Source organism: Amycolatopsis thermalba (assembly GCF_003385215.1).
Lineage (GTDB): Bacteria > Actinomycetota > Actinomycetes > Mycobacteriales > Pseudonocardiaceae > Amycolatopsis_E > Amycolatopsis_E thermalba.
The window spans coordinates 1-11891 of record NZ_PQHW01000018.1 but is presented as its reverse complement, the minus strand read 5'-3'; the positions used below and the strand labels follow the sequence as shown (position 1 = coordinate 11891).

Here is an 11891-nt window from a genome sequence, read left to right as displayed (position 1 = left end):
ATGCCCGCCTACGACCCGAAACGGGCGCTGAAAACGCTCTACGCGCCGAAGAACACCGACTGGGCTCTCGTCGACGTGCCCGCGCAGCGGTTCGTCGCCATCGACGGCAGCGGCGACCCCAACACGTCCACGGAGTACGCGCGGGCCGTCGAGGCGCTCTACGCGGTGGCCTACACGATCAAGTTCGCCGTCCGCCGCGCCGGGGGCGAGGACTTCGTCGTGGGCCCGCTGGAGGGGCTGTGGTGGGCCGAGGACTACGGCGTCTTCACGCGGCGGGAGAAGGACTCCTGGCACTGGACGATGCTGATCAGCCAGCCGCCGTGGGTGGACGAGCAGCTGGCCGGCGAGGCGCGGCAGGCCGCGCTGGCGAAGAAGAAGCTGCCCGCGATCGCCGGGGTCCGCTTCCACACGCTGCACGAGGGACGCTGCGCCCAGGTGCTGCACGTCGGTCCGTACGACGCGGAAGGCCCGGTGCTGGCGCGGTTGGGCGACTACCTGGCCGCGCAGGGGTTGCGGCATTCCGGCCTGCACCACGAGATCTACCTCGGCGACCCGCGCCGGGCCGCTCCGGACAAGCTCCGCACGGTCCTGCGCCAGCCCGTCGAACCCCTCGGCTGAGGGAGCCGCCAGGCCGAGGCCTTCGAACGCGACCCGTCCGGCGCCGTAGGCCGCGCGGACGCCGGGCGCCCGGCGCTGGAGCGGTGCTGGCGGCGTGGCGGGCCGTCCCGCCCCGCGACCCGGCCGGGCGCAGCCCGGAACTGGCCGCCCACCGCCGCCGGGCCGGTCAGAGCGCGGCCAGTTCCGGTTCCAAGTCATCCAGCCCGAGCGTCCCCACCGACAGCGCCGCCATGTGCCACGCCTTCAGCTCGAACGCCGGGTTGCGTGCCCGGGCCGCCGCGCGGCCGGCCAGCCACGCGCGCTCGCCCAGCTTGTAGCTGATCGCCTGGCCCGGGACGCCCAGGTAGCGCACGATCTCGCTGTCCAGGAACGCCGATTCGCGCGTGGTGTGGGCGCCGAAGAACGCCCGGCTGGTCTCCGCGGTCCAGCGCAGGCCCGCCCCGAGCCCGGCCTCCTCCGGCACCGGCAGCCCCAGGTGCATGCCGATGTCCACGATCACCCGGATCACCCGCATCATCTGCGAATCGAGATACCCCAGGCGGGCGGCCGGGTCGTCGAGGTAGCCCAGCTCGTCCATCAGCCGCTCCGCGTAGAGCGCCCAGCCCTCGGTGGTCGCGCTCACCGCACCGGCGCTGGTCTGGAACAGCGACAACCGGCCGGACAGCGTGGTCCAGTGGCCGAACTGCAGGTGGTGTCCCGGTACGGACTCGTGGTACCAGGTGCTGATCAACGTCCACAGTGGAAACCGCGTCTGGCCCAGCGTCGGCAGCCAGGTGCGGCCGGGCCGGGAGAAGTCCCGTGCGGGACGCGTGTAGTACGGCGCCGCCGCGCTGCCGGGCGGGGCCAGGCGCGTCTCCAGCACCCGCACCGGCGGCGCCAGGTCGAAGTGCGTGCCGTCGAGGTCGTCCATCGCCCGCTCGGTCAGCTCCGCCAGCCAGCCGCGGACCTCCTCCGCACCCTCCACGGCCGGGCCCTCGCGGTCCAGGTACGCCATGGCCTCCAGCACCGGGGCGCCGGGCAGCACGCGGCCGGCCTCCTCGCGCACCTGCGCGGCCAGGGCGCGGTACTCCGCCCACGCCCACTCGGTGATCTCGGCCAGGTCGAGGTGCGCGCCGGTCCACTGGCGGGCGTGCAGCAGGTACCGGTCCTCACCGACGCCGTCCGGCGTCCCGGCGGCGTGCGGCAGGTACTCGCCGGCCAGGAAGTCACGCAGCCCGGTCAGCGCGTCCTGCGCGGCGGCGCCGGCCCGGTCCAGATCGGCGCGCAGCGCGGGCGGCACGTCGGCCGCCGCGGTGAAGCCGGTGAACCAGCCCTCCCACGCGTCGAGCTGGGCGATCGCCGTTGCGGCCTGCCGGGGCGCGGCGAGCAGGCCGCGCCGCACACCCTCGCGCAGCGACGAGACGTACCCGGCCAGGGCACCGGGCACCCGCATCATCCGGCGGGCGATCACCGCCCAGTCCTCGGCGGTGGCCGTGGGCATCATCAGGAACGTGTTCCGCAGGCTCTGCAACGGGCCGAGGATGTTGCGGACCATCCGCAGGTGCTCACCGGCGGCGCTGAGCGCCAGCCCGGTCTCCAGCCGCTCCCGCAGCAGCCGCGCGCAGCGGCGCTCGTCGTCGCCCGACGGCTCCAGGCCGTGCAGCCGGGTCAGCGTCGCGGCCGCCAGCTCGTCCCGCTCCCGCTGGCCGTCGGGGGAGAGGTCGGTGAGCCGGTCCTCCCCGGGCGCGACGCCCAGCATGGTGCCCAGCTGGGGGTCGGCGGCGCACAGCCGCGCCACGTGGGAGTCCGCGAGATCACGTACGGCGGTGGTGGGGTCGGGCATCGTCGGAGTCTAGATCTAGGCTCGAAGGTGCACGGCACGCACGCGGAAACGGGGACAGTGTGACATCAGCGCAGGCCCACGACTTCACCTCGCTCTACCGGCACGGGTTCGTGCGGGTGGCCTCCGCGGTCCCGGAGGTCCGGGTCGCGGATCCGGAGTTCAACTGCGACGCCCATCTGGCGCTGGCCCGCCGCGCGGCCGGGGACGGCGTCGCCATCACTTTGTTCCCCGAGCTGGGCTTCTCCGCCTACACGGCGGACGACCTGTTCCACCAGAACGCGCTGCAGGGCGCGGTGGACGACGCCGTGGCGCGGTTCGTGCAGGAGTCGGCGGACCTGCCGGGCGTGTTCGCGATCGGCGCGCCGCAGCGGTTCGAGGGGCGGCTGTTCAACTGCGGCATCGTGGTGCACCGCGGCCGGGTGCTGGGCGTGGTGCCCAAGAGCTACCTGCCGGGCTACCGCGAGTTCTACGAGAAGCGGCAGTTCGTGGCGGCCCGGGACGCGGTGTCGGAGCGGGTGCGGGTGGCCGGGCAGGACGCGCCGATCGGCAGCGATCTGCTGTTCGCCGCGCCGAACGTGCCGGGCCTGGTGTTCCACGTCGAGGTCTGCGAGGACGGCTGGGTGCCGGTGACGCCGAGCGGGTTCGGCGCGCTGGCCGGGGCGACGGTGCTGCTGAACCTGTCGGCGAGCAACATCGTCATCGGCAAGGCCGGCTACCGGCGCGAGCTGTGCACCAACCATTCGGCCCGCTACATCGCCGCCTACCTGTACTCCGCGGCCGGGCCGGGCGAGTCCACCACGGACCTGGCGTGGGACGGGCAGGCGGTGATCGCGGAGAACGGGTCGCTGCTGGCCGAGGGCGAGCGGTTCGAGTCGAACCAGCTGGTGACCGCCGACGTCGACCTGGAGCGGCTGGCCGCCGACCGGCTGCGCATGACCAGCTTCAACGACAACGCGCACGACCACCGGGAGCGGCTCAAGTCCTTCCGGCGCGTGGACTTCGAGCTGGAGCTGCCGCCGGGGCCGGTGCGGTTGCGGCGGGAGATCCAGCGGTTCCCCTACGTGCCGGCGAACACCGCGGACCGCAACGAGCGCTGCCGCGAGGTCCACCACATCCAGGTGCAGGGGCTGACGCAGCGGCTCGCGGCGACCGGCATCGAGAAGGTCGTCATCGGCGTGTCCGGTGGCCTCGACTCGACCCAGGCGCTGATCATCGCCGCGCAGAGCATGGACAAGCTCGGGCTGCCGCGGGAGAACGTGCTGGCCTACACGATGCCCGGGTTCGCGACCAGCACCCACACGCTGACCAACGCGCACAAGCTGATGAAGGCGCTGGGCACGTCCGCGCACGAGATCGACATCCGGCCCTCGGCGAAGCAGATGCTGGCCGACATCGGGCACCCGGCCGCCGACGGTTCGCCGGTGTACGACGTGACGTTCGAGAACGTGCAGGCGGGGGAGCGGACCTCGCACCTGTTCCGGCTGGCCAACCACCACAACGCGCTCGTGGTCGGCACCGGTGACCTGAGCGAGCAGGCGCTGGGCTGGGCGACCTACGGGGTGGGCGACCAGATGTCGCACTACAACGTCAACGCCTCGGTGCCCAAGACGCTGATCCGGTACCTGATCGCGTGGGAGGTGGCGACCGAGCAGCTGGGCGAGGGCGCCGACGAGGTGCTGCGGTCGATCCTGGCCACGGAGATCTCGCCGGAGCTGGTGCCGGGGGAGGGCCCGGACTCCGGCCCGGCGCAGAGCTCGGAGGCGAAGGTCGGGCCGTACGAGCTGCAGGACTTCCACCTGTACTACCTGCTGCGGTTCGGCTACCGGCCCAGCCGCATCGCCTACCTGGCGCAGCACGCGTGGGGCGACGTGCACGCCGGGCGGTGGCCGGACCTGGTGCCGGAGTCCGAGCGCAACAGCTACGACCTGCCGACGATCAAGAAGTGGTTGCGCGAGTTCCTGTGGCGGTTCATCCAGACCAGCCAGTTCAAGCGCTCCGCGATGCCCAACGCGCCGAAGGTCGGGTCCGGCGGTTCGCTGTCCCCGCGCGGCGACTGGCGCGCCCCGAGCGACGCGAGCGCGCGGGCGTGGCTCGACGAGCTGGAGGCGAACGTTCCCGGCTAGCCGGCGCGCCCGGCGAACCAGGCCAGGACGAGCCCGCCGGAGTTGAGCGCCAGGTGCACCAGCGCGGGGGCGAGCACGCCGCGGCCGGTGTAGCGGAGCGCGCAGAGGACGACCCCGGCGACCGCGGCGCCGAGCATCGCCAGCGCCGACAGCACCGGCAGGGGCAGCGCGCCCACGGCCGCGTCGACGCCGGCGTTGCGCCGCAGGGCCAGCGACGGCAGCAGGTGCCACAGCCCGAACAACGCGGACGCGCCCAGGACGGGCCGCCAGCGCCAGCGTTCGCCGCCGCCCAGGAGCGCGGGCAGCACGCCGCGGAAGGCGACCTCTTCGAGGAGCACGGTGCCCAGCGGGATGCGCACCAGCGCCAGCCACACCAGCTCGGCGGGTGGGTGCTGCCCGACCCGGCCGTCCTGGAACAGCGGCCGCAGCGCGGGCACGGTGAGCGCGACGCCGAACCCGGCCGCGACGACCAGGCAGCCGAGCCCACCGGCGATCGCCGGGCGGCGCCAGTGCCGCAGGCCCATCTCGGCGAAGCGGCGGCCGGTCAGCCGCGCGAGTCCGATGAGGACAGCGGCCGTCACCACCCCGCAGAGCGGATAGGCCCAGCCGGGCAGCACGCGGTTCGCGAGCGTGGTGGCCGCGGCCAGGACCGCGATGGCGCCGAGAACGGCGGCCCGGCCGGACAGTCTGGGGGCGGTGCCGATCTCGCGCATCCACCCCAGTGTGCGGGAGGGCGTGGCCGGGGGCCACTTGCTCGGTGCGGGGCGGTTGGTCCGTGGAGCGTCCGGGCTCGGGACACCAGCGGCTCCTGGCGCCGCTCGCTCCCGCTCCCGCACGCGCCCCGGGTATCCGGCTTCGTACCAGGGGAACAACGCCCCTTTACCTGCGGCCGTTCGGGGGTCACCCTTGAGCTGGGTGGTGGAAGGACTCGGGAGATGTGCGGCGGAGCCGGGGCGGTGCGTGCGGGCCGGGAGGCGGGCCGATGATGACCGCTGCCGAATCGTGGCCCGTCCGGCTCTGGCGGCTGCTCCACCCGGGCGGCCCGCTGGTGCGCCCGTGGGACCGCTGGGAGGCCCGCCTCACCGTGCTGGCGATCCTGCTGGCGGTGGTCGCCGTGCCGGTGGCCGGGGTGCTCGTCTCCGACGTCTACGCCCGCCACGCCGATCTGGCCCGGGCGCAGCAGGCCGACCGGACCCAGGTGACCGCGCTGGTGCTGGCCGACGCCGGCACGTTCGTGGCCGGCGGGCCCGCCGTGCAGGTGGCGGAGGTCCCGGCCCGGTGGCGGCTGCCGGACGGCACCGACCGCACGGGACCGGTCACCGTCCCGGCCGGCACCGACCAGGGAGCCCGGGTGCCGATCTGGGTGGACGGCGCGGGGGAGCCGGTGCCGCCGCCGCTGTCGACGTTCAACGCGATGAGCATCGCGCTCAGCATCGGCCTGCTCGCGTGGCTCGGCGTGGTGCTGGTGCTGACGCTCGTCGTGCTCGCGGTGCACGTCGCGCTCGACCGGGTCCGCGCGGCCGCGTGGGAGCGCGAATGGGAATCGCTCGGCCAGGGAAGGAGTGGACGATGAACGACCTGGAGAGCCGGCGCGCCGCCCGGGAGGCGCGGGTGACCGCGGCGTCCCGCACGGGCCGGCACACGACCGAGGAGATGGCGGAGGCGGCGATGCGGCGCTACTTCGCCGAGAAAGCCTTCCAGGAGCGCGTCGAGCAGGAACGACGGCAGCACCAGAAGACTGTATAACGACCTATACGGCGCGGGTTCTGTAAAAATCCGCGCCGGAGGTCACCCTACTGTCCTTCCTCCGATTTTCTGGCAAGGACGGGGCATCAGGGGACCAGCACCGCGGCGCCGGTGACGCGGGCGACCCCCAGGTCGGCCAGCGCCTGGTCGGCCTGGTCGAGGGCGTAGGCGGTGGTGACGATCCGCAGGTGGTGCTCGCCGGCGAAGCCGAGGAACTCCCGCGCGTCGCGGCGCGTGTTGGCGGTGACGCTGCGCAGGGTGCGTTCCTGGAAGAGGTGGTCCTGGTAGGTCAGCGGCGGGATGCCGGTCAGGTGGATGCCGGCGACGGCGAGGGTGCCGCCGCGGTCCAGCGCCGCCAGCGCGGCCGGCACGAGGTCGCCGGTGGGAGCGAACAGGATGGCCGCGTCGAGGGGTTCCGGCGGCGGGTCCTCGGTGGCGCCGGCGGAGGTCGCGCCGAGGTCGAGGGCCAGTTGCCGGGCCTGGGCGCTGTGGGTCATGACGTGCACGGTGGCCCCTTCGGCGAGCGCGACCTGGGTGGCCAGGTGGGCGCTGGCGCCGAAGCCGTAGACGCCGAGGCGGCCGCCGCGGGGCAGATCGGCGCGGCGCAGGGCACGGTATCCGACGATGCCGGCGCACAGCAGCGGGGCGAGCTCGGTGGCCGAGTAGCCGCCGGGGAGCCGGTGGGCGTAGGCGGCGGGGACGGTGGTGAAGCGGGCGTAGCCGCCGTCGGCGTCCCAGCCGGTGTAGCGGGAGTCCGGGCAGAGGTTCTCGGCGCCGCGGCGGCAGTAGGCGCACGCGCCGCAGGTGCCGCGGAGCCAGGCGGCGCCGACCCGGTCGCCGGCCGCGAAGCCGGTGACGTGCGTGCCGAGGGCCGCGACCTCGCCGACGACCTCGTGCCCGGGCACCACCCCGGCACGGTGCACCGGCAGATCCCCCTCGACGACGTGCAGATCGGTGCGGCACACCCCGCACGCGAGCACGCGCAGCAGCAGCTCGCCGTCGCCGACGTCGGGGACCGCCTCGTTGCGGAGTTCGAACTCGCGGGTGCCGGGAGGCCCGGGGCGGACCACTCGCCAGGCGTGCATGATCCCAGCCTTACCGGCCCCGAGACGGCCGGTAAGGGCCGAAGGACCCTGGGCGCCGCCTAGACGAGTAGTGCGTAACTCGGTCAGTGGTCGTAGGCGGTCAGGGATCGGGTGATGGGTTGGCTTGTGGCGCGGTTGTGCCAGATGGCGGCGGTGAGGGCGAGTAGTCTTTGGGCGATGCGGACGCCGACGCCTTCGATGGTGCGTCCGCCGTGTTGTTCCAGGTTCAGTTGGCCTTTGAGGGTGTCGTTGACTGACTCGATGAGCTGGCGGATGGACTTGAGCAGCGGTTCGCCGGGGTGGGGCTGGCGGTTGCGGTAGGAGGGCCGGATAAGCCGGACCCCCCGTTCGGTGAGGTAGCGGTCGAGTTCGCGGGAGACGTAGCCTTTGTCGGCGATGATGAGCAGGCCCGGGCGGTCGATGAGCAGGTGGGGTTCGTGGTCGCAGATCGCCATGAGCACCTGACGTTCGTCGATCTTGGGGTCGGCCAGGGCCCAGGCGACCGGGAGTCCGGCCGGGGTGCAGGCCAGATGCAGGCGCAGGCCCCAGAACCAGCGCGAGTGTGAGCGGCAGTAGCCGTATTTTGGCCCAGCCGGCCAGCTGCGAGCGCTGGACCGTCGGCCGGGACCGGCCGCATTCGACCGGGGTGGAGTCGACGATCCAGGTGGTGTCGGTCCACAGATCGGTATCGGCTGCGAGCCAACGCATCACGTGCTTGATCAGAGGCAATGCGGCGCGCAGGCGACGGTTGTAGCCGGATTGGCCGGGCAGGTACTGGAACGCGCCCGGCATCCGGACGGGCAGGAACCGTAGCCAGCGGGCTTCGGAGGTAAATCCCAGCAGCGCCTGAGCCATGGCCAGGGTGACCAGCTCGGCGTCGGTCAGCTTCGGTGGTCTGCCCGTCCGGCGCCGGCCTGCGAGGTGGTCGTCAATCTTGACGTAGAGTGCGGTGAGAAGGGTGTTCAGGTCGGTCGTCACAAACTGATCTTGGACACCCTTCACCCATCCCCGGCCACCACCCGGACTTACGCATTACTCGTCTAGGTGACCGGGGCGGACCAGGTCAGCCGGGTGCCGCCGCTGTCCAGGGCGGTCACCGTGCACCGCCCGCCGGCCTGGGTGGCGCGTTCGGTGAGGTTGCGCAGCCCGCTGCGGGCCACCTTCCCGGGGATGCCGGTGCCGTTGTCGACGACGTCGATGACCAGGTCGTCGTCGACCGAGACGGTGATCGCCAGGGTGCTCGCGCGGGCGTGGCGCACCGCGTTGGACAGGGCCTCCCGCAGCACGGCCTCGGCGTGTTCGGCCAGATCGCTGCCGACGACGCCGATCGGGCCGGACATGCGGACCGTGGTGCGCAGGCCGGTGTCGCCGGTGACCTCGGCGATGATCTCGTTGAGCCGCTTGCGCAGCTGGGTGGTGCCCTGCAGGCCGCCGTGCAGGTCGAAGATCGCGGTGCGGATCTCGGCGACGATGTTCTGCACGTCGTCGATCATGTCGGCCAGCCGCCGCTGGATCTCCGGGTTGCGGGTGCGCATGTGGGTGCTCTGCAGCGCCAGCCCGTGGGCGAACAGCCGCTGGATGACGTGGTCGTGCAGGTCGCGGGCGATGCGGTCGCGGTCGGAGACGACCTTGAGCTCGTTGAGGGAACGCTGGTCCTCGGCCAGTTGCAGGGCGAGCGCGGCCTGGTCGGCGAACGCGGCGGCCAGCGGCAGCTGGGTGCTGTCGAACGGGTCCTGCCCGGCCTTGCGCAGGGTGACGAGCACGCCGGAGACGTAGTCGCGGGACGCGCGCAGCGGCAGGACCAGGGCGGGCCCGAACTCGTGGCTCAGGTCGAAGGTGAGGTTCTCCACGCGGCGGGGCTGGGCGTCGGTGTAGGCCGCGCCGCAGCTGGAGCCCCGGAGGGGGATCTCGCGGCCGATCAGCGGGTCGGAGTCGAGACCCGCCGACACGGTGACCGTCAGGTGGGTGACGTCGGCGGGTGGCACGTCGGGGTCGTCGGGCTGGGCGATGAACGCGTAGTCGGCGCCGGCGAGGGCGAGCGCGCGGTTGGCGATCAGGGAGAGCACGTCGGTGGGGTCGGCGGCGGCGAGCAGTTCGGCGCGGATCTCGCTGGTGGCTTCCTGCCAGCGCTGCCGCAGCTGGGCTTCCTCGTAGAGGCGGGCGTTTTCCACGGCGATGCCGGCCGCGGCGGCCAGTGCCTGCACGACGACTTCGTCGTCCTCGGTGAACGGCTGGCCGTTGTTCTTTTCGGTGAGGTAGAGGTTTCCGAAGACGTCGTTGCGCACCCGCACCGGAACGCCGAGGAAGGTGCGCATGGGTGGGTGGTGCGGCGGGAAACCGTAGGAGGCGAGGTGCTGGGACAGATCGTCGAGGCGAATCGGTTTCGGTTGCTGGATGAGCAGGCCGAGCAGGCCGTGCCCGGTGGGCAGTTCGCCGATCTCGCGGCGGGTGGCCTCGTCGATGCCTTCGTAGACGAACTCGGCGAGTCCCTCGCGGTCCTGGTTGAGCACACCCAGTGCGCCGTAACGGCAATCGACGAGGTTGATGGCGGCGTGCACGATCCGCCGCAGGGTCGCGTCGAGCTCGAGACCGCCGGCGACCGCGAGCATCGCCTCGAGCAGCCCGTCCATCTGGTCGCGGGACTGCAGCAGTTGCTCGATGCGGTCCTGCACTTCCCGGAGCAGTTCGCGCAATCGCAGCTGGGACAGCGTTTCGCGTAACCCGGCGACGGGTTGGGCCTCGTCGAAATCGTCGGTCCCGGGCATACCAGCCAGACTCGCATGTCACCTCGGCGAACACCAGTCAAAACCCACCGTCGACAAGGGGCGTAACGGCAGGCGGTGATGACCCGCTACGCCGGGGACGGTTAACCGGAGCCGTGGCGGGGCATGTGTGCGGTATGGCGGTTGAAGACTCGTTGCCCACCCTGCGCCGGCTGGCGGACCTGGCGGAGCTGCTGATCCCCGGCGCCGTGGTGTACGTGCGGTACTCGCCGGGGCCGGAGGCCGACGCGGAGCACCCGAGCACCGATCACGAGAGCGGGCTGGAGATGCCCGGGGTGTCGGTGAACCCGCTGAACGCGCCGGGCTGGTGGTCGTTGCCGGTGGAGGACTGGCTGGCGCGGCGGATCGTGCAGTACGCGCACCAGCAGGCGGAGGGTGCGCGGCCGTGGGTGCTGACCGGCAAGGAGGTCGACTTCGGGCCGGACAACGAGCCGTTGCTGGTGGACGTCGAGCCGATCGCGTGGATCTCGGACGAGCTGGTGCGGGAGGCGCACGAGCGGTACCACTCCCGGTTGGACGCGGGGCGGGCGACGCACGAAGATTGATCGCGCGGGGTTTGCCCGCCGCGTGCGCCGGGAACGCGGGGCTGGAGAACGGGCCGGAGGTGAGCGATGGGCGTGGGTGACTGGTTGCGGTCGTGGCCCGTCTACCGGCAGCTGACCGGCGCCGACCGGCTGGGCCGGGGCAGCGCGGCGCAGTCCGCCCGGTCGCGCTCCCTGATGCCCCGCACCGCCGAGGCGGACCGGGTGGTCAACTCGGTGTGCCCGTACTGCGCGGTGGGGTGCGCGCAGAAGGTGTACGTCAAGGATGAGCGGGTCGTGCAGATCGAGGGCGATCCCGGCTCGCCGATCTCGCGCGGCCGGTTGTGCCCGAAGGGGTCGGCCAGCAAGCAGCTGGTGACCGGCCCGCAGCGGCTGGACAAGGTGCTCTACCGCGCGCCGTACGCCACGGAGTGGCGGGAGCTGGATCTGCCGGCGGCGATGGACATGGTGGCCGAGCGGGTGCTGATCCCGCGGCGGCGGGGCTGGCAGGACCACGACGAGCACGGCCGTCCGCTGCGCCGCACGATGGGGCTGGCGAGCCTGGGCGGCGCGACGCTGGACAACGAAGAGAACTTCCTGATCAAGAAGCTGTTCACGGCGCTGGGCGCGATCCAGATCGAGAACCAGGCCCGTATTTGACACTCCGCCACGGTTCCCGGTCTGGGAGCCTCCTTCGGTCGCGGTGGCGCGACGGACTACCAGCAGGATCTCGTCAACTCCGACTGCGTGATCATCATGGGCTCGAACATGGCCGAGGCCCATCCGGTCGGGTTCCAGTGGGTGGTGGAGGCCAAGGCGCGTGGCGCGAAGGTGTTCCACATCGACCCGCGGTTCACGCGGACGAGCGCGCTGGCGGACCGGCACGTGCCGTTGCGGGCGGGGTCGGACATCGCGTTCCTGGGCGGGGTGATCAACCACATCCTGTCCCACGGGCTGGAGTTCCGGGAGTACGTGCGGGCGTACACGAACGCGTCGTTCCTGGTGCGGGAGGACTTCGCCGACACCGAGGACCTGGACGGGTTGTTCAGCGGGTACGACCCGGAGACGGGTTCCTACGATCCGGCGAGCTGGCACTACGAGAGCGCGCGGCCGCGGGAGGGCGGGGGTGCGCGGGCGAAGGAGCAGTCGGCGCCGGACCAGCACGGGTCGGGCGGGCCGCCGCTGGAGGGCGG

At 72.6% G+C, this 11891-nt stretch carries 11 protein-coding genes; 6 read left to right on the top strand and 5 right to left on the bottom strand.

Annotated elements, in window-relative coordinates; genetic code table 11:
• On the top strand, nucleotides 1-618 hold the full coding sequence (locus D0D15_RS10320) for a GyrI-like domain-containing protein (protein ID WP_094003065.1): 618 nt from the start codon (nucleotides 1-3) through the stop codon (nucleotides 616-618).
• 166 nt (nucleotides 619-784) lie between these two features.
• On the opposite strand, the gene D0D15_RS10315 is transcribed toward D0D15_RS10320, so the two are convergent.
• Nucleotides 785-2440, bottom strand: coding sequence for a DUF885 domain-containing protein (locus D0D15_RS10315; protein WP_094003064.1), 1656 nt, complete (start codon nucleotides 2438-2440; stop codon nucleotides 785-787).
• 59 nt (nucleotides 2441-2499) lie between these two features.
• Here D0D15_RS10315 and D0D15_RS10310 point away from each other — a divergent pair, with 59 nt between their 5' ends.
• A complete protein-coding gene (locus D0D15_RS10310) occupies nucleotides 2500-4563 on the top strand; it encodes an NAD(+) synthase (RefSeq protein WP_094003063.1) in 2064 nt (687 codons plus the stop codon).
• Here D0D15_RS10310 and D0D15_RS10305 read toward each other — a convergent pair.
• Nucleotides 4560-5276, bottom strand: coding sequence for a CPBP family intramembrane glutamic endopeptidase (locus tag D0D15_RS10305; RefSeq protein WP_094003062.1), 717 nt, complete (start codon nucleotides 5274-5276; stop codon nucleotides 4560-4562). The genes D0D15_RS10310 and D0D15_RS10305 overlap by 4 nt on opposite strands.
• Before the next feature lie 269 nt (nucleotides 5277-5545).
• Here D0D15_RS10305 and D0D15_RS10300 point away from each other — a divergent pair, with 269 nt between their 5' ends.
• Nucleotides 5546-6136, top strand: coding sequence for an Rv1733c family protein (locus D0D15_RS10300; RefSeq protein ID WP_094003061.1), 591 nt, complete (start codon nucleotides 5546-5548; stop codon nucleotides 6134-6136).
• Nucleotides 6133-6309 carry a hypothetical protein gene (locus D0D15_RS36275; RefSeq protein ID WP_167481486.1) on the top strand — a complete coding sequence of 59 codons (177 nt, stop codon included), beginning with the start codon at nucleotides 6133-6135 and terminating at the stop codon, nucleotides 6307-6309. The genes D0D15_RS10300 and D0D15_RS36275 overlap by 4 nt, the downstream gene beginning before the upstream one ends.
• Before the next feature lie 86 nt (nucleotides 6310-6395).
• Here D0D15_RS36275 and D0D15_RS10295 read toward each other — a convergent pair whose 3' ends face one another.
• The 3 genes from D0D15_RS10295 to D0D15_RS10285 all read right to left on the bottom strand — a co-directional run bounded on the left by D0D15_RS10295 (nucleotide 6396) and on the right by D0D15_RS10285 (nucleotide 10159).
• Nucleotides 6396-7394: a zinc-binding alcohol dehydrogenase family protein gene (locus D0D15_RS10295; RefSeq protein WP_162830541.1), complete on the bottom strand. Its 999-nt coding sequence runs from the start codon at nucleotides 7392-7394 to the stop codon at nucleotides 6396-6398.
• Between the two features lie 83 nt (nucleotides 7395-7477).
• Nucleotides 7478-8077: a transposase gene (locus tag D0D15_RS10290; protein ID WP_341867299.1), complete on the bottom strand. Its 600-nt coding sequence runs from the start codon at nucleotides 8075-8077 to the stop codon at nucleotides 7478-7480.
• A gap of 357 nt (nucleotides 8078-8434) precedes the next feature.
• Nucleotides 8435-10159, bottom strand: a complete 1725-nt coding sequence (locus D0D15_RS10285) for a GAF domain-containing sensor histidine kinase (protein ID WP_198958098.1) — start codon at nucleotides 10157-10159, stop codon at nucleotides 8435-8437.
• Between the two features lie 134 nt (nucleotides 10160-10293).
• Here D0D15_RS10285 and D0D15_RS10280 point away from each other — a divergent pair, with 134 nt between their 5' ends.
• Together D0D15_RS10280 and D0D15_RS36970 are read left to right on the top strand one after the other, a co-directional pair.
• Entirely contained in the window at nucleotides 10294-10722 is a 429-nt protein-coding gene (locus tag D0D15_RS10280) for a DUF6098 family protein (RefSeq protein ID WP_094003059.1), read from the top strand.
• Between the two features lie 66 nt (nucleotides 10723-10788).
• Nucleotides 10789-11891, top strand: a 1103-nt coding sequence (locus tag D0D15_RS36970; protein WP_244214945.1) for a molybdopterin-dependent oxidoreductase, incomplete at its 3' end; no start/stop codon positions are given.